We start from the raw sequence: 24,644 nt of genomic DNA, 5'->3' as shown, positions 1-24,644 counted from the left end.
TGAGCCTTGTAAAAATCAATATTAGGCGCCTAGGAACTTGAACTTGTTTGGGTGGATGCAGTTTGAAAACGGATAAAGATCGGCCTTCTACTTGGCTTAAATATCGTGATGGGATGTGCAATGGGTGCCATGGGCACTGTTGTACTATGCCTGTGGAAATTAAGCTGTCAGACCTTATTCGCCTTGGTGTTACCGACGAAGACGAAGCCGCTGCCGGAGTAAAAAAACTCTCCAAGCGCCTCATCAAAGAAAAAATAATCATCTCCTACAGAAGCGGCACCGAATTCTTCATGCTAAGCTCCCGCCCCAACGGAGATTGCCTCTACCTACACCCAATAACCCGACTCTGCACAGTCTACGAAAAACGCCCCGACACTTGCCGAGAATTCCCAAAAATAGGCCCCCGCCCAGGCTACTGCCCGGTAGGCCCAAAAAACAAATAACCAACCCCCGTTTTCACAGATCTTAAAAATCAAAGGACAAACACAAAGTTGTCCCACGCGAAGGACGTCTCCCAAAGCAGCTACTGCAATGAGAGTAGAAGTTCATACGTTGTTTTCTTTGCCCCACCTCAAATTACATCCCCATCTCCAACTGAAAAAAGCGAGACGAATAAAACGATGGCACCTCTATACATCGTCGAAAATCAACAATTCCAGAATGAGACACCTAAGAACGAGCTGCCAAAACGCCAAACTTTTCCCTCTAAAAAAGCTCTCGTCATAGCTGGGTGCTTCGGGCACGACTGAGGCATGCCCTCACGCCGTCGACCTCCGTCGGCGCATGGACAAAAATAGCAGGATGCTATTTTTGCGCGAAGCCCGAAGGGCCAAGGGCAGGAGCCCTTGGCATCCGCGAACCCGCCAAAGGCGGGCGACGGTGAGCCCGGATGGCGTGTCGACAGAGTGAGGGCAGGACACAGGCGGGACCGAAGCACCCAGCTATGCCCGAGAACTCTCTTTCCGAGGGAAACGTAAAAAGTTTAGACAGCGGGAAGCTGAAGGGCGGCACTGTCTCAGAATGAACAACTTTTAAACGATTATAGGGGTAGCACAAGTGGCATAAGGCCTGCTCTTAGAACAGTAAGACAGGAGGGCTTTTTTATGGGCCTTAAAGAAAACAAACTAGAAATTGCCATCATAGCCGTAGCAATCGTTTTGATTGGTGGGGTTGGTAATCTGTTTAAAGCTCCTGTCCAAAAAGCCCTTCATAACTCCGAACTAAGCTTCGAAATGATTCGTCCAAAATCTATTCTAGCAGCGCTATTTGATCTAGGCGGCCGCGAAGTATCCCGCAGTTATGTAAATCCATTTGGTAACAAAAAACCAACGGAAGCAGCTAAAACAACTCCAAACACCGAAGACAAAACAAAAGCAGCAACGACGACAACTAAGACAGCTCAGAAAAAAGCGGACGATAAAAAAGACCAAGATAAGAAGCCAGAAGTTAAAATTAACGTAGTAGATGGCAATCCGACATTCAAAGCGGGTGCTGATGATATTTCCACTGGAAATGGTACGGGCGGTTCGGTAGCCACAGGTTCTCCAGCAGCGGCTGATGGGAAAAAGTCAGCAACAGATAAAGACTCTATGACCGCAGCCCAATGGCGCAACTTGGTTTTGGGTCAGCCTACGAAAGAAAACGTAAATAAGATGGTAGTTGCCTACATGGACAAAGAACTTACGGATGCTGAATTCTACGGTATCGTGAAAGAGCTTTTGCAAAACAGCAACTCGGAAACCCAAGCTTTGGGTTTGTCAGCAGCAAGCACATTCTATAGCTCTACAGCATTTAACACGGTGGCATCTGGCTACAAAAACTATTCGACTGAGAATCAAACCAAAGCGATGGCTTACTTGTTGGGCTTTGCGAACGCAGGTCGCCTGAGCGCTTTGGCCTCTTCACTAAGAAGCTCTGACGAAGAAGTCGTTTCTTTGGCAGCGGAAGTTGTGGTGAAGGGCTATAATTCAGCAAAAGAAGGAACAGTATCCAGCCAAGGAAACCGTTCACGCGGCGACGCGTTTGAAAATACACTGAAAAACTACACTCAATTCGTAAAGATCTTCCAAGAACTTCAGGGCAGCTCTAATTCAGAGATCGCTTCTTTGGCGGGAACTGCTTTGAGTCAAATTCAATCCGGTGTTGCAACTCTATAAGAGCTGGACAGCCTAAGGCATTTGCGATGACAATAGTTCCATGAAACTGGGTCATCGCTTTTTTATTTTCCTCATTACGTTTATCTGTGCGCAAGCACACGCCATGACCGATCTTCCGCGCAACCTTTCCACACGAGATCAAGTTCGTACCCTGGAAATTTTGGGCTATGGTTCCGCTGCAAAAATCCTGGGTGATCCCTATCCATTGGGAGGATATTCCGGCGTTGAAATTGGTCTTGCGACTCAGTTTATTCCCGTCAGTGACCTAGCCACTATGGGTTCCGGAACCGAAGATAAAGGGGAGCTTTCCTATTACACTTTGAGTTTGGGAAAAGGCCTTTATTATAACATCGATACTTTTGTGTATTTCTCTCCGTCTTTGCAGAACGAAGAGATGCAAAACTTCGGCGGCCAGATTCGCTGGGGATTTTATGAAGCTCCCTTTTTCCCGATTTCTTTTTCTGCGCTGATGTATGCGGGCGGAGCCAATATTCAAAACCTGGTGAATATTTCCACGGTGGGCTGGGATTTAATTGGAACCGTGAATATGGAAAACGTCGCTTTGTATTTCGGTTGGGGACGTATTCGGGCGCAGGGCACTTTCATTGGCGGGACTGGCGGCATCACAGCTTCAGGAAATACCGAATCTCAAAATATCTCTGAAGATCACACCTTCTTTGGCGTGAACGTGGAAATCTCCAAAGCCTTTATCGCCTTGGAAGTCGATCGTTACACGGATTCAGTTTACAGCGGAAAATTAGGCTACAGATTCTAGTTCTGTTGAGCTTTTTCGATCAGTTTCGTCGTGGATTTTCCATCGATGAACTGCAGTGACATCACCTGACCACCGTAACCCGCAACGAAAGTTCCACCAACGATTTGGTCGATCTTCCAGTCGCCACCTTTAACCAAGATGTCGGGTTTTACTTTTTTGATCAGATTTTCGGGAGTATCTTCAGTAAAGATCACAGAGAAACCAACACAGCCCAACGCTGCCAGAATTTCCGCACGATCATTTTCAATTTGAACAGGACGAGTAGGGCCTTTAAGGCGTTTTACGCTGGCGTCGGAGTTCACTCCCACAACCAACACGTCTCCCAAAGAGCGCGCTTCCTGCAGGTAGCGAACATGTCCCACATGCAGAAGATCAAAACAGCCATTTGTGAAAACGATTTTTTTACCTTCGGAACGAAGCGGAGCCAAGGCTTCAGCGATATCATCAAACTTGCGAACTTGGCCCATGGGAAACCTATACTTTCTTAAGCAGACGAGCACCAGTGATTTGACCGGCGTAGTCTTTATTCATCAGAGCGGACAAAATCGGGAATACAATGAATCCCGTTGCGATCACCAAAGCGCTGCGAGCAGCAACTTTTAAGCAGAACATGCCAGAAGAAAGATCTGCTGGTGTACCTACACGTTGATCAAATGCCCACTCGCCCGGCGTTGCACCCATATAGATGCGATTCAAAGAAAGATAAACGAAAGACACGCAAGCAAAGATCGCAACCGTCGCGAAATACACAAAGTAGTTTTCATCCGGTTGAGTCAAGTTTGCCACAAGATCAATTCTTGCGATAGACACCAACAAGATCAGGCACAGAAGGCTGGCTGCCATAACAAGCATTCCATCCAATAGACCTGCAGAGAAACTGAAAACCGTGTTTTTGTATTCTTCTTTCGTTTGCGCGGTGATTTTGGTTTTTGATTTCTCGTCAAATTCCAAACGGCGATTTTTTTGAAGAGTTTTAAGGATCTCATCCACTGCTGCCGTTGAGCTTGCAGGATTCGCTTCGCCGCCCACTTCTGTCAGGTAACCTGGAGCAGAAGGAACTTGCGAAGTTGTCGGACTGGACTTTTTGCGAGGAAGTGGTGGACGAAGTGGATCAACCGAATTTTCTTCGATCAATTCCAAACCCTGGTTTTTCAAAAGAGCAGGCGACGGAGAAGCCGAAAAAGAATCAGCTTCTGTTTCAAATTTAGCGGCCGCAGATTTCTTTTTGTGGAAACCTAGACCATCCGTCAGGGGCTTAAATTCAAACTCTTCGAAAGGATCCATTCCTTCTCCTTTAAACCATCAGATCAAAGTCATACTTTAGGACTGATACCAGGGCCATGCAAGCCGTTTCGACTCGCAAAACCTGGGGTCCCAAGGTGACTGGATGAAGGCCTAGGTCCTGGAATTTTTGAACTTCGGAATGGGAAAAGCCGCCTTCGCTGCCCACGATAATCCAAATGTTCGTGATGCCGGCAGGGTGAGACGCTTTTACTTTGCTGACGTATTCTTTAATGCTTAGCGTTGATGGACCTTCATATGCAAATAGACCCACGGAAGAGTCGTTTTGGTTAATGATTCCCGCAAGCTTATCAAAGTTCACGGCAGCTGGAACTTTCATCAGATCGCCACGACCGGATTGTTGGGTCGCGGACTTCACGATTTTATCCCAACGCTCGGTTTTGTTATCAGAGATTTTTTCGCCAGAGCGGACGAAGCTGAACTCAGAGAAAAAAGGCTGAATACTTTTAACTCCCATTTCCACAGCTTTTTCCATCACGGCATCCATCACTGGAAAACGGGAAATGGACAAAGCCAAATGCACATGGGGAGTTTTCAGTGGCGGGATGTCGCGCTCTTCGATCACTTGAGCGGTCGCGGATTTTTTTGAAACTTGAGTGACTTCGACAAAGTACGCTTTGCTGTCTTCAGTAAGAACTTCGAACTTGGAACCCACATCCTGACGGCAAACATCGAAGATGTGATGAAACACATCTCCAGAGAAATTAACCTGATCACCGAACAGATCTTTTTTTTCGATCCAATAGCGTCTCATCGAAAGCTGCCTTATGCGTTTTCTGTAGATTTAGCCCAGTAACCAACCCATTCATCTTTTTCAAGACGACGAACAACCTCTAGGTTTGTTCCTTCAAAGAATTTTTCAAAGAAGTGGTTATCACGCTCTTCCAAAATACCTGTCAGCAAAATATGCCCGCCTGGTTTTAGAACGCGCAAAAGATCTTTTTTGATATTGATCAAAACGCCATCAATGATGTTTGCGACAACAACATCGTAAGGTCCACGGATTTCATCAAGTTGTGTTTCAGGGATATCGATTTGTGGAAGCTTGTTCAATTTCACATTGTCACGAGCGACACGACGAGCTTCAGGATCGATTTCGATACCCGCAACCAAGCCCATGCCGCTCATCTGGGCAAGCATCGCCAGGATCGCAGTACCTGTGCCGACATCAAGAAGTGCCCAGTCAGCCAAATTTGCTTTGTGTTTTTCAGCCAGTTTGTTGATGAAGAAAGCCATCATCTGAGTTGTCGCGTGAGTGCCGGTACCAAACGCCATGCCTGGATCGATATAGATCGCATGTTTGCATTCAGGTGGGGGAGTCAACCAAGATGGCACAACCCAGAAGTCACCGATCAAACGGAAAGGAACGAAGCCTTTTTTCCATTCTTCCAGCCAGTCTTTGTTTTCTTCTTCAAAGATTTGCCATTTGATCATGGCGTTGAATTCAGTCAGGCCTTTGAAAAAATCTTGATCAGGATTTTGCGGGAAGAATACGTCCAACTCGTGGGTTGGAACGTTAACCAAAGTTGGATCGTAAGTAAGATCGGGTTGGGTGAAGACCAAAGCTTCGGTGACGCCCGAGGCGCCACAACCGAAACTGTGTGTAGTAATAACGTCTTCAAGATCTGCAGGAACCTGGCTTAGGCGAACACGGAAATATTTATTGTCACTCATTCCCTGAGTTGTTACCAGAATCCGCCACTTTTTCAAGCTTTTCCCCTGTATTAACCGGAGCTTGAGCAAGGGCCTTTTCTGGAGCAGGCAATGCCATTGGAGCCTGTAATTCCTTCGCAGCCGGGGCTGGAGTCGTTACGGCTACTGCCACCGTCGTCACCGTAGCTGATTGAACGGGAGGGGCTTCAGCTACTTTTTTTCTTTTAGGCTTCGAATTATCAATAAAGGAACCACGGGTCTCAATGCGATCCCCGGTCATAATTCCCACTTGCTCGAGCATCGGTAGGTCATCTCTGGAAAGCAGAGTGAATTCACGAGCCACTGCAACTTTGTCGTAAATAGCGATGATTTTTAACTGCCCCACCGGCACCAAGATTTCACCAACAGCGTTGGCCCCTGAGGCATCCCGCACATTGATTTTGCGAACGGCGGTGACGACCATGTTTTTCTTAAGACCGGAGCTGGCGTCGGCTGCAATGTAAAAGTCCTTATAAGGCTCTTCATCGTTGGCCAAGGTGATATTGCGACGAACATCAACGATCGTCATTGAAGCATTGGCTGCGTGAGCAGGTGCCGAGTGAAGCAGGCTTGAGAATATTAAAGCTAGCAACATAATTGAACCCTTCCATGGTTTCTTCATGGCTTATCGGGTGTCTTATTTTGAAACTTAAATGGAGTCTAAGAGAGCTGGACCAAGCGCCAGCCAAGCGAGGCTATTGCGAAACGATGGCACCTTGAATGGACGAATAGACTTTGTATTTGCCGGTGTCTGTCGTTTGCTCGATCTCCGAAAGGTAGTTACCCACGGAACTTTGGACCTTATATCCTGAAGCCGTCGTACCATCTTGCGTGGAACCTGATACCAGACCCGTTGCTTTAGAAGGAGCCTTAGCCGAGATCACGGCATTCAGATCTTCAAGAGAAGCTTCCAATGAACAACCAGAAGCCATCACCATCACGGCAAGCAACATCAGCTTTTTCATTTGGAACCTCCTTAAAAATCAAATTCTCTTAAGTACTTATCGGAGTTTTTTGCAGGATCATTAAGCAATCTCATTTTGAGACAATTCCGATATAATCGTCTCTAACTAATGATGTTTCCTAAGGTTATTTCCCAGAACTCTTTTCCAACGAGTTCAGTCGCTGCTCAAGAATGCGCAGGCGTTCTTCCTGGAATCTCTCGTTATTTTTCAATCGAGAATTTTCCTCTTTCAAAAATGCTATTTCGCGATTGTGCGTTTCTAACTGATTTTGGAATGAAGCAGAACTAACGTTGAATTTTTGATTTAGCTCTTTCAAGGCATTGATAATCGGTGCGATAAAGCCCAGATAGTTCACAGATTTTGTGCCTTCATTGTCAGTTCTAACCAGTTCTGGATAAACCGATTCCACTTCTTGGGCAATGACTCCGAATTGGAGGACGGGATCTTTTGATGGATCTTTCCAGTGATAGGTGACACCACGAAGCTGTTCGATTTTTTTCAAAGCATCAGGAATCTCATGGATGTCTTTTTTCAAACGAACATCCGAAGCTTGGGTCAACGTCCCAGTCAGATTCGCATTTCCTGTCGTTCGCAATGTAAAAAGACAAGTATTCAAACCGAAGCACATAGCATCAGCACCAAGAGGAGCGCCTGTTGCCGAAGATAACCATCTCCACGCCTGGCCTCCGGTCGCTAAATTTTCATTCTTTATAATCGTGTAGGCCGTTGCTGAATTGGAGGATACATGCAATTGGCCAACCGGTGTTGCCGTCCCGATTCCGACATAGCCTTCGGAAGTAATACGCATTCTTTCTGCTTCCATTTGGCTGCCCGTCGGCACGGTTACAAAAGTCAAATGTCCCCCACCGGCGGTTGCGGTGAAGTTCTCGGCTGCATAGGCGCGGATTCCCGCGGAGTTTGCATTCGTATATGTGCCGGTTGCATCGGTTCCGTTAAAATTAATCTGACCTAAAGCATTACCAACAAGAGTTCGTGATGCAGGAAGCCCCATGGCTCCATTCGACGTACTCATCGTGATACCAGCTCCCAATCCTGTGGTGCCGTCGGTACGATGCAATTTGATGCTGGAGTTCGCCCACACATCACCTGAAATCGTCAAGGGATAGGTTGGGGCATTCGTTCCAATTCCTACATACCCATTAAAGTAATTTTTTGCGGCGGCATCCATTTGATAAATGCCGTATCTGTTTGTAACTGTAGCGCCCGCACCTCGCGAGCCCAAATAGATGTCGTACATATTTGTGATAGTACCAGTTGCCGTGTAGGGATTTACCAGAAGTCCGATGGCTGTGGTGGTCACTGGGGTATTTGCCGGCACAACGTTTTCATGTCCGTAGGTAATCGTGACGCCTCTCATGCTATTGACGGTCCCGTTGTCTGCACTCCCTGCATACCGGTTGCGGGCGGCATTCACCCAGACTGCGTCAGAGTTTGAGCTTACAGTGACTCCTGCAGGAACGTTAAATGAAAGTCCAGCAGAGACTGCTTGAGATGCAAGGCTAGAATTGGCAGAAGGAGTCACACGCATCCAGCTACCGAAAGATCCAAAGGTCCCTGATGTCGCCGTATTATTATAAAGAGAATTGCTGTAAGTGTTCGTCTCAATGGTATTGAAGTCAGAAGGAAACGTGGATTTATCACCAAAAAGAGCGCCACCAAAAACTGTGAGCGGTGCAGTCGGCGCAGCGGTGTTGATGCCGATATAACCATTGTTGTGAATTCTCATTCTTTCTACAGGTGTACCCGCATTATACTGCTTAAATGCCAGGGCATGAACGGCGGAACCATTTTCGTGTTCTATAGTCATTCCGTTGGAAGGAAGTCCCGCAGTATTACTACCATCCGAAGAGAATGCTAATACGCCAGTGACTTCACCCGAATCAGGTTGAGCGTTTGTGTTGTCACCGTTGATGATTAGGTAAGCTGTCGCTGGATCGGTTACTCGAATTTTTGTTGCGACATCCAGCTTAACTCCCGGACTAGTTGTGCCCACTCCAATATTCGATGAGCTCGTATAAAGAGCAGAGTTAGCTAGCACTGTCGCACTGCTATAATACGGAATATAACCTGCAGTACCCGAGCCTGATAAAGTGCCGGAGGGTAAATCAGTTGAGGCTAGTGCACGAAATGTTGGAGCAGCACTTCCTGCTGTAGGGCCTGCGAAAACAAGTCCCGCAGTTTGTGCGGCAAAATTGGAACCACTGACAGAAATATTTGTACAGGCAAAAGTATCGGGCACCGATTGCCATACAAGAGTCTGTGAACTGGTGCAGTTATTCGGAATCTGAGACAAACCTGCCGCAGATTTTAGATCGGTGAAATTAAAATAAGATGCTGACCAGTTTGTCGTATCCCAACGAAGCACTTGGGCATTGCCTGATCCAGACGAAATTGAAATTGCAGGGGTTGTTCCACCCGTAGCCACAGACAACGGAGAAGTCGCCGTAACATTGGTTACAGTTCCCGCATTCGGTGTGATCCATTTAAGGCCGGTCGTCTGCGAGCTGTCCGAAGAAAGCACTTGCCCGTCGCTGCCCGCAGGAAGTCGAATGTTGTTCGTTCCGTCGCGAGTTAGCAAATCACCTTTTGAAGTAAGCGGACTTAAAGCGTTGAATCCTGCAGTCGCAGAAGATTGACCGGTACCCCCTTTGGCTATGGGAACCACCGTTGAAAATGCAGAGGGATTTAGGTTGGTGAGTGCAGATCCATCGACTGCGGGAAGTTTCGCAGAGGTGTCCAGTCGAACAATTTGATTGGCGCTGGTACCTGTGTCGACATTCAGTGTGACAGAGCCAGAGGTGCCACCACCTGTCAGTCCGCTGCCGGCCGTGACGCCCGTTATAGTGCCACCTGCAGAAGAACCCAACAGATCCCACGTGGTGCCATTGTCGCGATAAATTTCTTTGGTGTCGGTGGATACATAGAGATTTCCGCCAGTACCAGCACTTCCTTTGGAAGCATTTAATCCAGATTTGATTCCCGGAGTTCCTCCCTGATTGCGAATAGCATCCGTGATTCCATATCCGCTTAAAGAGTTTGGAATGCCCGTAGTAATTTTTGAATAATCCAATGCAGGAATGTCTGACGCAGAAAGTGTTGCCACACCACTGGTGATTCGACCATGCACATCCGTCGTCACCTTATAGTATGTTCCCGCCGTACCCACATTGTCTAAAGCCAGAACAGGTGTGGTGGTTCCGTTCGTGACGGTGATTTGTCCAGCAGTACCAGAGACAGAAGTGACGCTGCCGCCGCCACCGCCCGTTGCATCCGCAGCAGGTATCCACTTACTGCCATCAAACTTTAACACTTGTCCCGTTGTAGGTGCCGTTGCGTCGACCGCGATGCCTTTGATTTTATCCACCGACGTTCCGGTCGAAGCACCACTTACATCACCACTCAAAGTTAAAGATGAAATGCTGGTGCAAGATAGGATTGAACCATTCCAGGATAGAAAGCTGTTTGGTCCGCAAGTTGGAATACTTGTTTTAAGAACGAAATCACTGACTGATTTTCCGTTTAAAGTTTGTGCCGTATCTGCACCCGACGCGTACGCCGCATATGGAACTGAACGAATTTCCGTATCAGGAGTGATTAACTGCCATCCCGTACCGTCATGGAACTGCACTCGCAACAGACGGGAGTGATTCAACGCGGGCGTATACGTACTTGCGACATTATTAATGGCATCACCGCAATCCAAAGCTTGGGAGTTATCAAACACACTCAGTAAAGTTATCGTCGGTGAAGGAGGAAATAATTTACTGCCTGTTCCAATAGGAACGTCAAAGATCCCATTGGAATTCGTCATATTGACACCGGATTTTTGTTCGCGATAAATCACGCAGGTGCCATTGGGATTGGTGATTTCAAACAGGAAGCTTACATTGTTTGCTTCAAATGCAGAACCATCAGGTTTGACGATGCGACCCTGATAGGAGAGCGAATTCGGCACAGCCATGGCCAAATTTGCAAGTAGTAGTAATGATAGAAGATACGTTCCATGTTTTATCATCTAATGTTTTATCGGCAGAATCAGTGGCACATCGTATGATCCGGATCATGTTTGCAGATCCAGTTTTTAATTTCTCCGTGCTCTTTTTGTAGCTTCTTGTTTTCTTCTTTCAAGATCTGATTTTCACTCTCAATCGAAGCGATTTTTCTGTCTTGTTCGGAGAGCTTTTTATGAATGATTTGTGAATCATCAAACCATCTGTGATAAAGATCTTTAACAGCATTTACCACGGCCCAGTGAATCGGATCGACGTTCAATTCCAAATATCCGTCAGAGCGTTTTGTCACGGCATCCGGAATGACTTTTTGGACTTCTTGGGCGATGAAACCGGTTTTCTGATAGTCAGAAGGCAATTTCAAAGGATTATCTTTTTTGTAGGAATAGCGAACCGTGTGAAGTTGCAAGACTTCATTCAGACCATATTCATAATCGCCATGAATATCCTTGAGTCGTGCATCCGAAGCATTTGTCCAAGCTGTCCCTGTCGACAGGCCGGCCGTGCCAATGACATGAAGTTTATAAGATGGAGTCACCGTTCCGATCCCCACGTTTCCGTCATTCTGAATCGTCATTTTCGTAGAAGTGGGTGTGCCGACAGAAAAATACATAATGCCTGCTGTCCCTGTCCCGGCGTTGATGCGAGCTTTCTCTGAGTTATCACTATTAAACCAAACTATATCTCCCGAATCATAAAGGCTGGCTGTAGATGCTTTCATCGCGATGTTGGCTCCGCCATTTGCAATAATAGAACCATTGACGTCTAAGGTTGAAGTTGGCGTCGTTGTGCCTATACCCACATAGCCATTAGCAGCGATGCGCATTCTTTCCGCGATGGAGGCGCCACTATTAGTTAAAAAACGCATGTTAGTAGGTGTGTCACCCGACGCCCAATTGTCTTCGGCAACAGCCTGAATGCTTGCGCCAGAACCAACAGTTGTAGATGTAGACCAACCACGGAAATTATAACTTCCTAATAAATCATTGATCAGCAGTGGAGTCGGCGACGCTTCGGTGCCGCGCCCACGTGTTAATATGATTCCGGGCGTGTACGTGGCATGATAAGTATGAATATTCAGATCGTCATAGGTGTCAGCACTTTTGTTGTCAGCCACGATATTCAAAGCCGACACTGGGGTCGAAGTATCTATCCCGACAAAGCCGGTGCCCTTCACTGTCAATAGGGAATTAGCACGTCGAGCAGTTCCCACTGTATATGCGCCCGAAGCAGCTTGGAAGACTGTGCCTGTTGTTGTATCAGTCGCAACGACCAAACCTTGCTCGCCTGCGGATGCAAATGATCCCGCCCATCCAGTCGCATCGGGTTGGTACCAATTTAAAGAGTTGTAAGTCATTCCAACGGCAAGATCGCCATAGTTGGTTGGGGTTGTACTTAAGCGTCCCGTCACTGAAGTTTGTCCGATAGCGATTTGATTCGTCGAAGTCACACGCAAAGCGGGCGTCGTTGCACCGTTTGCCGCGAGATCAATCGGTGATGTCGTATTTGTAGTTAACAGCAGTCCATTCGAAGCAGTCGAATTTGCTGCGACAATAAATCTGTCTTGATAAGCCGCCACAGAATAATCACCAGGATAAGCAGCGAGCATACCGCTTACATCATTCCCCACCACCTGGAATCTTGCGCCGGCGCTAGTGTTGCCTGAAGCGATCAAGTTTTCAATGCGACCTTCAGTGATCGAGTTTTGATTTTTCTGAATATGGAAGTTGTAAGAGGGAGTGATCCCGATACCAAATAGTCCCGCCGGTGTTATGGTTGCCGCAGAACTACCACCAGCTTTCAGTGAAAAGTTGTTCGCATCATTTGTGCCTACAGTGGCGCCTGTGCCGAAACTATTACCACCATTCAAGAAAACACCGGTTGCTCCCGTTGCCGGAAGATCCGATGAAGCCAGTGAGCGGAATGTCGGTGCAGCGCTTCCCGAAGTTGGTCCTGCAAAAACCAAATTTGCAGATTGCGAACCAAAATTAGCTCCGGTCACCGCGATCGTCACACAGGCAAAAGTGTCAGAGCCTGACTGCCATACCAAGGTTTGCGTCGAAGTACAGTTGTTCGGAATCTGTTGGGTTCCTGCTGCGGATTTTAAATCTGCAAAATTGAAATAAGAGGCAGCCCACGCACTCGTGTTCCAACGCATTACTTGCGCGGAGCCGGTTCCTGCAGAAATGGAGATCGCAGGAGTCGTTGTTCCTGTTGAAACAGCGAGTGGTGAGCTTGCAGTGACACTTGTTACAGTGCCCGCATTCGGAGTGATCCATTTAAGACCGCTGGTTTGTGTACTATCTGCAGAGAGAACTTGCCCATCAGTTCCCACCGCCAAGCGGATATTATTAGTACTGTCCCGAGTAAGAATGTCGCCCTTGGCAGTCAGCGGACTTAAAGCATTGAAACTACCCAGTGCCGTCGTCTGACCGGTACCACCTTTTGTAAGTGGAACCACCGCTGAAAGCGCCGAAGGATTTAAATTCGTCAATGCGGAGCCATCCACTGCGGGAAGCTTTGCTGATGTATCTAATTGTACGATCTGGCTCGCCCCAGTGCCGACATTCACGTTTAATGTCACAGCGCCTGTTGTTCCTCCGCCTGTAAGACCCGTTCCTGCGGTTACGCCCGTAATTGTCCCGCCTGTGCCAGTTGCTGAACCAATCAGATCCCAGGTCGTACCATTATCGCGGTAGATCTCTTTAGTATCTGTAGAGATATAGATATTGCCCGCTGTTCCCGCGGCACCCTTAGTCCCATTTGTTCCAGATTTAAAACCAGGAGTGCCGCCGTTATTTTTCACGGCATCCGTAATTCCGTAACCCAAAAGAGTTGTTGGAAGACTTGCCAGTTTTGAAAACGGAATAGTTCCAGAAATTTGTGAAGCTGTGATCGAGATGTCATAACAATCGAACTTATTAGCAGGAGAGACAAAGACTAATGATTGTCCCGCCGTACAGCTGGTCGGAAACATCGTCGCATTAATTTTATTCGCAAGCTGAGTGGAAAGCCCTGAAATATCAGAAACCGCCAAAGTCGCCGGAACCCACGAGCTTGCGCCATCATATCTTAAAACTTGCGCCAGTGTCGGTGCCGTCGCGTCGACTGCGGTGCCTTGAATTTTCGTAGCATTCCCAAAACGAGTGTCATTACCCGCAGCCACGGTGCCTGCCGACGTTCCAACACTGATGCCGATAGTAGGGATAGCAGCAGTGCCACCTTTAGTGAGAGGAGAAGACACATTCACATCACTGACAGTTCCGGTTCCTCCCGAGTCATTCTGACAGGCAAAGTTAGTTCCATCAAAAGTGAGGTATTGGCCTACGGCACAAGTCGCTAAGGAAGATTTTAAAACAAAATCTGCGGCAACATTACTACCCAGGCGACTTGCAGAATAAGAGAAAGTTGAAAATGGGACCGAACGAATCGTGCTATAAGGTGTAATTGCATTCCAGCCAACTCCATCATGAAATTGTACTTTTAAAAGACGAACTTCTGTTTCCGCAGGCGTATAGGATCCGCCACCCTCACAGGGAAGTGATACGGAGTTTTTAAATGCGTCACGAATATCAGCAGAAGGACCTGTCGGAAAAAGGCGAGTGCCCGAACCAATCGGCACGTCAAACACACCGCCAGAGCCTTGCATATCTACATTGTCTTTTTGCTCGCGATAAAACACGCAATTGCCAGCGGCATTGGTGAAAGCGAAAGCAAAACTGACATTATTATATTCGAGTGCCGTACCGTCAGGTTTGACGATTCGCCCCTGATAGACAAAAGAGTCAGGGGATGCATGCGCATTGATGTTCATGAGGAACATCATTATGAGAAACAAAGACGACCAAAATCTCATATGAGTCTATTCGGATTGCTGAAGGAATCGCGCAAGTCCGTGAGACACATAAACGAGGTATTATATCAATAAATTAACAATTATGGACTAAGCTGACACGCTATCAAAATTTTTTAACCGTGTATTCACGACCAATGCTATAGCGATGATAAGAGCTCCGCTCATCTGTAACCACGTAAGTGATTCTTTGAAAACCAGTACACCTAACAATGCAGCAGTGATCGGCTCGATCATCATCAGCAAAGCCACCTCAGAACTTTTTAACTTTTGTAAAGCCGCGAGCTCCATCGTCAAAGGTATGATCGTACTTATGATCGCAATACCAAAGATGCTTGAAGCCTGGGTCGCGGAAAGATGAGGGATGTTTTCAAAGTGCGGATGATGGAAAAGCGCCAGCGCCAAGGCACCGAAAGTAATAACATAAAGACTGGATGTGATCGGACGTACGTTTTTTTGCACACGGCCTGATACGATAACGTAAATGGCGTAACTGATTCCCGAAAGCAAACCTGCCAGAACTGCCCAGGCATTTCGAACTTCGATATGCCCCCATAGCAGCATCACCAATCCCCCAGAAGCACCAATCAGGCATAAAGCTTCATTGCGCGAGATCTTATCGTGAGTAAAGTAGTGCGAGAAAACATTTACCCAGAACGGGTAAGTATAAAGCAGCAGCGCTGCTAGAGTAATACTTAGCCCATCAATCGCCGTGAAATAGAGAGTCGAGAACAGACCGTAGCCAAAAATCCCCAACAGCGCAGCGATGACGATTTGTTTTTTTGAGAGGCGAATCCATTGAGGTCGAAATAGAAGCAGAAAGATCCAGATCAGCATCGCGGCCAGAGTGAATCGGTAGGTCAGGAATTCTCCAACCGAAAGGCCGGAGTTAAAAGCGGTTTTACCAAAGATCCCTAAAAAGCCAAAACCCACACTGCCGATGGAAATTTCGATTGTTCCGCGCAGTCGTGGGTTTAGTTTCATAGGCTATTTTCTTTTTGGACCTTTAGGTGCGATAAGTTTACCGCCCGCATATTTTTTCTTACCGGCGCTCATTTTTTTCTCACGAGCTTTTTCTTTTTCAGCAGCCGTTTTTTTCTGAGCAGGGGCGCGGCCCTTGTAAGAATTCTTTTTAACTTTTAAATCTTCCGGATCATCCGCCAAGAACACGCGGTTGGCAGCCACGTCATTGATAAACATCAATTCGCCAGCTTTCATCGCACCCATACGCAAGCGACCGATCGCCACACGTTGAAGTCTCATAACGTCAAAGCCGATCTTAGCGAACATCTGACGGATCTGACGGTTTTTACCCTCTGTGATCACGATTTTGTACCATTCGTACTTTTCAGATTTGTTGTCGCCAGACTTTTTGATTTTTTCAATGTGACGGGCAGAAACTTTACCACCTACGATGGAAACACCGTCTTTCAATTTTTGCAGGTGACGTGGTTCGGGTTTGCCATCCAATTTAACTAGGTATGTTTTTGTTACTTCTTCTTTTGGATGCGCGACTTTGTTGGCGTAATCACCATCGTTCGTCAAAAGTAACATGCCCTCAGAGTCCCAGTCCAGACGACCCACCGGGAATACACGTGAAGGAACATCGCCAAGGTATTCCGCAATCGTTGGACGACCTTCTGGATCATCCATCGTCGTCAACACGCCTGCAGGCTTATTGAAGATCAAATAAAGTTTTTGAGAAAGGGGTTTGCGAAGAACTTTTCCATCAACCAGGATTTTATCGTGCTGAGGGTCTACTTTCACGCCAAGCTCGTACACGCGCTTGCCATTTACAGTGACCATGCCTTCTTCGATCATTTTGTCGGCGTGGCGGCGGGAAGCCAAACCACTATCGGCAATTAGTTTATTAAGTCTAACTCTTTGAGAGGTGCTATCTTCAGACATTCTTCATCGGCCTCAGGTAATTGTTGAGTGATCAATATATCACTGCTGAGGGCGGATGAGGAGTTATTCTTGCGATTGGCCTCCATTAGGGCGTGACGGAGGTCTCTAGCGAGCAAAGTGAGTAATTTATCCCCTAAAAACACGTTTTCCAAGGCTGTATCGGCTTTGCCAAGGACGATGGATGACCATTTTGTGGCTTCGGCGTCACCTTGTTGAACCAAATTACATGTTCTTTCAAGCTGGCTGATCAGATCCTGATAGTAAGGGTCTGTTCTGCGATCGATGAAGAATTGCTCCAGGCGTTTGATTGGGAAAAGGATGCGGGTTTGATCCTGCAAAGACTCGTTCTTAACTTCCAAAAGCTTTTGGAAAACATATCCGCGCATCAAAACACCGGAAACTTTGTCTTTAATCACGCGGAACTGAGCAGTGATATAAGGAGCGACCTCGATTTTGTGATCGTGATGTCCACTCAATTCCAGTTCCGGGTTGTAGTAAAGAACCAAGTCTTTACGCAAAGGTTCCAAGGCACCGTTGCGTATCGTGAACTTGCGGTCGAAAGTACGAACCTCTAAAGATTTGTCGGCACGAAGGACAATCGCCACCACGCGTTTGTTCTGATCTGGGAGGATGCGGAACTTGTCGCCTTCCTCACATTGAGATTTCACGTATGAACTCACCGCGTCAATTAGGTCGGAGAAGTGTTCAATCTCGATGATCTGCATGTTTTGCGGGAAACGGATCGGGGAAAGGTCGAATTTTTGCTGATAAAAGCTATTGAAGTTCTCGAGCAAAAACTGAACTTCGTGGCCCAATTGCTGCTTATTGGACGCCCAGTGCGGATAATCCATGCAGTAATTAAAGAACATTTCGATCAACTCAGGCGTCAAAGAGTCATCCGCATGAGGAAACCCTCTAAGAAAATTATAGAATGACAGGCGCGTGGGCGTATTTTGAGGATTTAGATCTGAAACGAACTTCAGCAACTGACCGACTTTTAACATGGCCCTAACGTATGAACATTTGAATTTTCTGTCCAGAAAAAATATGATGTTTCTAAGAGCGTCACATCAGTACCCAAGGAGGGTCGGAGTATGCATAAAGAATTAAATCCAGAACTATTCGGCGAGAAGAAGATCAGTAAGAGCTCCGGCCTGGAAACTGCGTCCTCCATGGGTTCCACAGGTTCCAATTACCTGAATACGGACCGCCAGATTTTCGAGCTTAAGGCACAAAACCAGGCTTTGGCTGACCAGATGAACAAGATCGTGGGGACGGTTAACGAGCTGATCAAGAGCTCCAACGTTAAGTTCGACCGCAATCAACAATTGTTGACCCGTTTGGAGCAAAGCCACAATGGTTTAGCAACCGAAGCTGGCCAAAAAATCACCCAACTTTCTCAACGCGTGAATGAACGCAAAAGCCTGGATTTGAAAGTTCAGGAAATGGTGGATCGCCACAACAACATCATCAAAAGTTTTGAAGTGCGCATGAACCACTTGCAAAAACTTTTGGCCGAAAAAGAAGCGCAGATGATTTCCTGCCAAACGGCTTTGAACGAAGCCAAAATGGAAATCTCCCGTTTAAAACGTCTGTAGTGCCTAATAGATTTTGAAAGTAAGAAAGGGCGAGCTTAGGTTTGCACCGCCCTCGCTGCTAAAACGGAATCCAAATAGGTTCCTGACATATTCATGACGAATGAAATCTTGTCTTTAGATCAGAGCCCTGCTGAAATTTAAGAACTGAAAAAAAGATCTGTCATATGTCATGGAGGGCTATATGGGGTTTCTTCGTCGCGACTTTTTAAAGTTGGGGCTGACGCAAGCTTTTGTTTCTGCGGTGGGTGTACCCGCGTTTGCAGCTACGGAACAGGATGGACGTAGCGCTGATGGTTTGCCTTTTCAAACAGCGCAAAGAATTTCGCCGTCAATTTTGCAAGGTGCAACGGATGCAACTCGCACGCAGTTTTCCATTCTTCATCATGTGAAACAGAAATTCAATATCGTGGTTCGAAACTCTGCTGCGCATATCTGGCAGCCCGAGAAAATCGAAATCATCCAGCAACCTTTCAGTGAATTCCAGATCACGAAAGTTTACTTTGCAGATTTAAATCTGGGGGAAATTTTTTATCTGGATCTTTTAGGCTCAAAGGATGAAGTGATTGAGCGCCGTGAATTTGCGATGCTCGATCTAAATAAACCCACACTTCGTTATGCTCTTTGCTCTTGCATGGACGAGGGACGCCATGAACCAAAAATCTGGCAAAATTTAGTTGGCCAGACACCTGATGTGATTTTCTTTATCGGGGACTCTACATATTGTGACAAAGGCGAGTGCGAATTTCCAGACGGGGATACGCGTCGTCTGTGGAGTCGCTATGTTCAAGCACGTCGCACACTTGAAATTTATTACTCTAAGCGTTTGATTCCGATTTTGGCGACCTGGGATGACCATGATTTTGGTTCCGACGATGTGAATACGACGAACTGGCAGCATGTGGCTGAATCCCAAGTGAATTTCCGTGCGTTTTTTGCACAAGCAGAGAGTTTTACTGATGGCTTTGCCCATGGCCCAGGAATCAGCTCTGTTCTAAGAGCAGGTCAGCATCAATTTCTATTGATGGACGATCGCAGTTGGAGATTGGAAAAAACATCCAGTGCCAGATACGCCCACTGGGGGAAAGAGCAAGAAGAGTGGGCTTTGGAAATGATCCGCAGTTTCGAAGGCACGACATGGATCATGAATGGCAGTCAGATCTTTCCGGAAATGGTTTACAAAGAATCAATGTCCAAACATAAAGGTCAATTCAATGGCTTTATGAGCGCCTTAAAAAGAATCCCACGCAAAGTCATCTTTGCTTCCGGTGACGTGCATTTTAGTGAGGTTTCTAAAATCGAGACAGCCATGCTGGGATATCAAACATACGAGATCACTTCCAGTGCCGTTCACAGCAAATGTTTTCCGGGATTGGATAAAATCTCCAAACATCCGCGCCGTATGATGTCTACGACGATGCCAAATTATATCTTAGTAGATTCCATTCATCAGGCGGGGAGCTTCACCGCGAACGTTTACAGCTGTTCTGCGCGAAGTGTGGTGAATTTCTCCTGCCAATTGAGTGTCTAGAATTGAGCCGATTAAGGACGTAACCAATTGGTTACGTCAATCGGTGTAAACCACGAACGGAAGACGCTGTGATCAGCCAGGGCAAGTGATTGCCCCCAACAGCGTAAACTGCCGTCAGCCAAAATACCGCAAGCCCCATAATATCCAACAGCAACGCTAGAATAGTTCTCAGCTCCAAGTACAGCCACTGGCGTTCCGGAACCACCAAGATTTCCTGCGCCGGTCATACCGACATAACCGGAAGCATAACCCCAGCAATACCACGTGCTGTTTGAAGTGCGTTTAGCACAAGCACTGGCACCATTTCCGCTTAATGCAGAGTAAACTTGAGAACCGCCAGAAATTTCCGTCGGTGTTGTCGTATTCCCGCCGTTGTTGGCGCCCGTGAATCCTGTTGCGCCGGATCCCCAACAATAGATGCGACCGCTAGTCAACATTCCGCAAGTTGCACCGGTATTCATTCCATTCAAAGACAACGTCGTGAACTTATAACCACCCGGCACCAGAGTCGGTGCCGTACGGTTTGTATTCGTTCCGTCTCCGACTTGATAATTTGTATTCGTTCCCCAGCAGTAAGCATCGTTATTCGTCGCAATGGCACAGGTGTTGTTCATTCCGGTTTTTACTTCGATATATTTCGTGCCTGACGTAATGACTTTAGGGCTGATCGCGGTGCTTGATGTTCCATCACCGATCTGATTACTTGCATTCCAACCCCAGCATTTTAAGTCACCATCCACCGTTATTGCGCAGGAATGTGAAGTGCCCGCAGAGACTTCTTTATACTGAACGGCCCCATCGATAACCGTTGGAAGTGTTAGTGCTGTGGTGCTGGCTGTTCCCAGCTGATAGCTCGCAGCTAATCCCCAACATTTAAGTGTTTTATCTGTCGTGATTCCGCAAGCATGGTTTGCGCCCACAGAAACTTTTGAATAAGTCTGTCCACGATCCAGCATCACCGGACTTGGACGGAACAATGTCGTGTCGTCACCAATCGAGTATGCAACTGAAGAGTTGACGTTTCGACCCCAGCATTTCAGCTGGTCACTGTCTGTGATTCCGCAACCGAACCCACCCAAAGCCAGAGCTTTATATTTTTGTCCCGCATCGGAGTTTGATGGAACCAGGCGCGGATATTCTGTGCCGTCACCAATAGTCAGATAGTCAACTTCGCCCCAACATTTGACTCGCCCATCCGTCAGGACGCCACAAGTGGAATCTTCACCAGAGGAAACCATAGAGTAAGAGGAAGTGTCAGAGATAAAAGTCGGGACAGCTGCAACCGTTGAAAGATTGCTGTCACCAGTGGCTAAATTTCCACCGATTTCGACGCCGAAGACTTGATTACTGTTACTGCCCCAGCATTGAACTCGACTCGATGTCGTGATAGCGCAAGTATTGTGCGCACCAACGCTGAAATTCAGATAAGACTCTGATCCGGAAACTAGAGTTGGCGTATTTCTGTTGGTCGTGCTGCCGTCACCGACGACTCCCCGGGAGTTGTGTCCCCAGCAATAGAGTTTGCCCAACGTATTCAATGCGCAAGCATGAACCTCGCCACCTGCACGAGTGGTATTCAGCTCTATCTTAGTGTAACCACTGGCAGTCGCCGAGCCTAATGGCAGCGTCACTCTGTTGGTGCCATCGAATGCGCCATTCGCCATTTGACCATAAGTATTCGCGCCAAAGCAGTAAAGATCATTATTCGTATCCAATGCACAGACTGAATTTTCGCCAGCTGATACTTGTACGAAGTCATAGGCACTTCCGACGTTTAACTGTGTTGGGGTAGGCCAAGTTGCTCCGACATTGCTAGTAACATCCAACCCCCAGCAATATACTTTTCCGGCTTTGATTCCGCAGCTGGTATTAACCGAAGCGGTGACATAGGAAAATCCCGTACCAATAGTTTTCGGACTGGTTTCAGTTCCAGAGTTAATATTATCACCAATGCGGTAATTACTTTTATTTCCCCAACATTGAAGATCGCCACCTGTGGTGACAGCGCATACGTGCCAGTCAGAAACTGCCACCTGTTGATAAGTGTCTGCCGTTGTAACTTGAGTCGGTGTCAGGATTACGTTCAGGGTTGAGTTCCCCACGCCCAGGGAGCCACTCGCATTATAGCCCCAACATTTCAAAGTGCCACCCGTATAGATCGCACAACGCATTTTCTTTTTCGAAGACATTTGAATGATAGAAGGGTGACTGCCATCAACGTCTCTGATCATCACACGACTTTGATAGTTTGCCGAAAATTTTCCAACTGGGGTGTCGGCAAAAATCATATTCAATTGCAGATATTTATTTGCGGTCGAAGCCGTTGAATAAATTTGAAATGGCACAGCAAGTGAAGTGGTGTTCGCAGGCAGTACAATGGTGCCTACGGACGGAATGTCATAGTCTGTTCCAGACACGGCCGTGCCGGTGATCGAATATTTGATATTGATCGGATATGGCTTAGACGTCGTGGAAGTGATCGTAAACTGCTTAGCCGTGGCATCGTTTTCTAGGAAAGTTTGCTCGCGTTCTGTGATTGCAATGGTTGTTGGAGTGGTGTCGTAATAAAAAACGCTGCTCGCCGCTGTTGCGGTATTACTTAAGCCTGCAGCATCCACCACTGTTCCTACGCTTAAGGTAACCGATTTTGCACCCTGAGTACCTGGATTCAATAAAAGATAATAAACACTACCAAAACCAATAACCGATGTGACGGACGCTCCACCAGTAGTTGTGAAATCTGACGTCGTTAAATCTGTAATGGGCTCACTGAAACGAATTGTTAAAGGGATCGGGAAGAACGTTGAAGCAATACCGACGTCACTGGTAATAGTCGCAGTCGGAGGAGTGATGTCGTAAATACTTGAAAGAGTCGAAGAGGCAGTTGAAGTATTCCCAACTGCATCCACTGCGGCACCATCATTCACTGTTACACTGAACGCGCCTTCTGTCGTCGGAGTGACTGTAATCGTATATGTTGTACCACTGCCGCTGACAGTCGCTGTCGCATTGACCAACGTTAAATCGGCCAGGGCAAAGCCCGTTACGGATTCACTAAAGGTGGCAGTAACCGTTTTAGGGCTTGTCGTTGAATAAGCAGATAACCCCGTAAGAGCCACAGTCGGGCGAGTGCCATCGTAAGCGACCGTTAAACTTCCCACCGTATTGTCTTTGCCTGCACCGTCTTGGAAACTAGCAGCCGCAACCGTGACAACCACGTTCCCATCCGCTGTCGGTGTAACATCCGCAGTCCAATGGGTGGCATCCACATTCGCAAAATTACTTAATGTCCCGTTGGTAACTGCAACATCACTTGATGTAAAACCTGTGACTGCTTCATTTGTCGTTAAAGTGATCGCGATAGGAGAAACATTCGTGGAAGGACTTTGGGTGGAGGCAACAGTGATCGAAGGCGCCGCCGTATCGTAATACCAATTCACTGTGTTTGATACGGTGTTAGCATTTGTTGCTGGGTCTGCGATCGTCCCTGCAGGAAGTTGAATTGAACATGCGCCTTCCGCGTTTGCGGTGGCCGTTAAAGTGTAAGTCGTGCCGCTGCCAGAGAGAGAGCTTAAAGTCAGATTCGTCGTGGTGAAATCTGACAATGCTAAGCCCGTCACTGATTCACTTGCCGTAACGGTGATCGTAATAGCCTGCAATGTTGTGGGGCTGGCTTCTGTCTTAGATAATGTGACTGTTGGTACAACGGAATCATATTTAACAGTCAGTAAATTCGATTGCGAAGATAGATTCGTACTCGCGTCCGTTGCGGCATTGTTTTTAACTCGCGCACTGAAGTCGCCTTGCGTGGTAGCTGTCAAAGTAAAGCTATAAGTGTCGCCACTTCCGGTAAAACCACTGACGGTTGCATTGGTTAAATCTAAATCGGAAGCATCAAAACCTGTTACAGCCGCAGAAAAACTAACATCCACCGTAATGGCCGCCACATTGGTGTGGGTGCCAGCTGCAGTACTTAAAGTAGGCAACGGGCGATTGGAGTTAAAGTTTACTGAAATATTATTTGAAGCCGCTGTGTTGCCATTCCCCGCAAGATCTGTAGTTTTACTTGCAAGGTACTGAACACCGACAGTTGTTAAATTTGATGACGGTGTTATTTCAATAGAGTAAGTACCGCCGCTGCCAGTAATGCTATCGATGCTGCCATTTGTAACTTGGAAATCCGATATATCTGGCGTCACCACGTTTTCATCAAACACAACGTCAATCACAAGTGGACTTACATTCGTTGGGCTTGTTCCTAAATAACCCAAAGTCACTTGCGGAGCTGTGACGTCACTGATCATCGACAGAGTATTTGAAGCTTCATTATCTAAGGCCGTGGTCGTACCCTTGGCAAAATTTGCTGGCAATGAAATGCTGACCGGTCCTTCCGCAGTTGGAGTAACCACGATATTCCAATGAGTTGTATCGACGGGAGTAAATGATGTGATAGTACCGTTGGTAACTGAGAAGTCAGAAGCTGAAATCTGACTTAATGACTCCGAAGACGTTAAAAGCAAATTCCAAGTCGCAAGATTGCTGGGACCATTGACTGTTGAGCTTAATAATAGTGTCGGAGGTTGAGGCGTTTCGCTGAGTCCGTTAAAAATCTTTGCAGATAGGGTACACGCAGAAATAGTGGTTACAGCTGTGAACGCGGCAACCAGAGATATGAACCTTCCAAAACATTCCGAATACTTAGGTGTTGGTCTCATTGTGATAACTTATCGGATTCAAATGACTCCAACTTTAGTGTCAGTGTCAATTTGGACCAAATACTAGTATGTTTACTCGCGATGAGTATTCACCTTTATCAAAATGAGACGGTGCAGTCGC

The 24,644-nt window shown here is 46.9% G+C and carries 17 protein-coding genes; 5 read left to right on the top strand and 12 right to left on the bottom strand.

Annotated elements, in window-relative coordinates; all coding sequences use genetic code 11:
• Nucleotides 1–113 precede the first annotated feature (113 nt).
• The 3 genes from ACLSU7_RS09135 to ACLSU7_RS09125 all read left to right on the top strand — a co-directional run bounded on the left by ACLSU7_RS09135 (nucleotide 114) and on the right by ACLSU7_RS09125 (nucleotide 2,931).
• On the top strand, nucleotides 114–443 hold the full coding sequence (locus tag ACLSU7_RS09135; RefSeq protein ID WP_413295392.1) for a YkgJ family cysteine cluster protein: 330 nt from the start codon (nucleotides 114–116) through the stop codon (nucleotides 441–443).
• A 660-nt stretch (nucleotides 444–1,103) separates the two neighbouring features.
• Nucleotides 1,104–2,156 (top strand): hypothetical protein, encoded by a 1,053-nt coding sequence (locus ACLSU7_RS09130; protein ID WP_413295224.1) that lies wholly within the window; start codon nucleotides 1,104–1,106, stop codon nucleotides 2,154–2,156.
• Between the two features lie 40 nt (nucleotides 2,157–2,196).
• Nucleotides 2,197–2,931, top strand: coding sequence for a hypothetical protein (locus tag ACLSU7_RS09125; protein ID WP_413295223.1), 735 nt, complete (start codon nucleotides 2,197–2,199; stop codon nucleotides 2,929–2,931).
• On the opposite strand, the gene rfaE2 is transcribed toward ACLSU7_RS09125, so the two are convergent.
• The 11 genes from rfaE2 to ACLSU7_RS09070 form a co-directional block, all read right to left on the bottom strand.
• The gene (rfaE2, locus tag ACLSU7_RS09120; RefSeq protein ID WP_181606158.1) at nucleotides 2,928–3,398 is read right to left on the bottom strand and encodes a D-glycero-beta-D-manno-heptose 1-phosphate adenylyltransferase; all 471 of its coding nucleotides are present in this window, start codon (nucleotides 3,396–3,398) and stop codon (nucleotides 2,928–2,930) included. The genes ACLSU7_RS09125 and rfaE2 overlap by 4 nt on opposite strands.
• 7 nt (nucleotides 3,399–3,405) lie before the next feature.
• Nucleotides 3,406–4,215 (bottom strand): RDD family protein, encoded by an 810-nt coding sequence (locus ACLSU7_RS09115; protein ID WP_413295222.1) that lies wholly within the window; start codon nucleotides 4,213–4,215, stop codon nucleotides 3,406–3,408.
• 10 nt (nucleotides 4,216–4,225) lie between these two features.
• Nucleotides 4,226–4,987 (bottom strand): RsmE family RNA methyltransferase, encoded by a 762-nt coding sequence (locus ACLSU7_RS09110; RefSeq protein ID WP_413295221.1) that lies wholly within the window; start codon nucleotides 4,985–4,987, stop codon nucleotides 4,226–4,228.
• 11 nt (nucleotides 4,988–4,998) lie between these two features.
• The gene (locus ACLSU7_RS09105; RefSeq protein ID WP_413295220.1) at nucleotides 4,999–5,943 is read right to left on the bottom strand and encodes a 50S ribosomal protein L11 methyltransferase; all 945 of its coding nucleotides are present in this window, start codon (nucleotides 5,941–5,943) and stop codon (nucleotides 4,999–5,001) included.
• Nucleotides 5,900–6,547, bottom strand: coding sequence for a hypothetical protein (locus tag ACLSU7_RS09100; protein WP_413295219.1), 648 nt, complete (start codon nucleotides 6,545–6,547; stop codon nucleotides 5,900–5,902). The genes ACLSU7_RS09105 and ACLSU7_RS09100 overlap by 44 nt, the downstream gene beginning before the upstream one ends.
• Nucleotides 6,548–6,620: 73 nt before the next feature.
• Entirely contained in the window at nucleotides 6,621–6,890 is a 270-nt protein-coding gene (locus ACLSU7_RS09095) for a hypothetical protein (RefSeq protein ID WP_413295218.1), read from the bottom strand.
• A 124-nt stretch (nucleotides 6,891–7,014) separates the two neighbouring features.
• Nucleotides 7,015–10,872 carry a tail fiber domain-containing protein gene (locus ACLSU7_RS09090; protein WP_413295217.1) on the bottom strand — a complete coding sequence of 1,286 codons (3,858 nt, stop codon included), beginning with the start codon at nucleotides 10,870–10,872 and terminating at the stop codon, nucleotides 7,015–7,017.
• Between the two features lie 74 nt (nucleotides 10,873–10,946).
• Entirely contained in the window at nucleotides 10,947–14,735 is a 3,789-nt protein-coding gene (locus ACLSU7_RS09085) for a tail fiber domain-containing protein (RefSeq protein ID WP_413295216.1), read from the bottom strand.
• A gap of 129 nt (nucleotides 14,736–14,864) precedes the next feature.
• On the bottom strand, nucleotides 14,865–15,758 hold the full coding sequence (locus tag ACLSU7_RS09080; RefSeq protein ID WP_413295215.1) for an EamA family transporter: 894 nt from the start codon (nucleotides 15,756–15,758) through the stop codon (nucleotides 14,865–14,867).
• A gap of 3 nt (nucleotides 15,759–15,761) precedes the next feature.
• Nucleotides 15,762–16,682: a pseudouridine synthase gene (locus ACLSU7_RS09075; protein ID WP_413295214.1), complete on the bottom strand. Its 921-nt coding sequence runs from the start codon at nucleotides 16,680–16,682 to the stop codon at nucleotides 15,762–15,764.
• Nucleotides 16,637–17,686 carry a hypothetical protein gene (locus ACLSU7_RS09070; protein WP_413295213.1) on the bottom strand — a complete coding sequence of 350 codons (1,050 nt, stop codon included), beginning with the start codon at nucleotides 17,684–17,686 and terminating at the stop codon, nucleotides 16,637–16,639. Before ACLSU7_RS09070 ends, ACLSU7_RS09075 begins: the two co-directional genes overlap by 46 nt.
• A 90-nt stretch (nucleotides 17,687–17,776) precedes the next feature.
• Between ACLSU7_RS09070 and ACLSU7_RS09065 the strand changes: the two genes are divergently transcribed.
• Nucleotides 17,777–18,280: a hypothetical protein gene (locus ACLSU7_RS09065; RefSeq protein WP_413295212.1), complete on the top strand. Its 504-nt coding sequence runs from the start codon at nucleotides 17,777–17,779 to the stop codon at nucleotides 18,278–18,280.
• Between the two features lie 181 nt (nucleotides 18,281–18,461).
• Complete coding sequence (locus ACLSU7_RS09060; protein WP_413295211.1) at nucleotides 18,462–19,808, top strand: alkaline phosphatase D family protein; 1,347 nt, start codon at nucleotides 18,462–18,464, stop codon at nucleotides 19,806–19,808.
• A gap of 11 nt (nucleotides 19,809–19,819) precedes the next feature.
• Here the strand turns inward: ACLSU7_RS09060 and ACLSU7_RS09055 are convergent, their stop codons facing one another.
• Nucleotides 19,820–24,523, bottom strand: coding sequence for an Ig-like domain-containing protein (locus tag ACLSU7_RS09055; protein ID WP_413295210.1), 4,704 nt, complete (start codon nucleotides 24,521–24,523; stop codon nucleotides 19,820–19,822).
• Nucleotides 24,524–24,644 lie beyond the last annotated feature (121 nt).

The sequence above is a fragment of the Bdellovibrio sp. HCB185ZH genome (assembly GCF_047302455.1).
In the GTDB taxonomy this organism is placed as follows: domain Bacteria; phylum Bdellovibrionota; class Bdellovibrionia; order Bdellovibrionales; family Bdellovibrionaceae; genus Bdellovibrio.
Note: the sequence above shows the minus strand (reverse complement) of the source record. Positions and strands in the feature narration are given on the sequence as shown.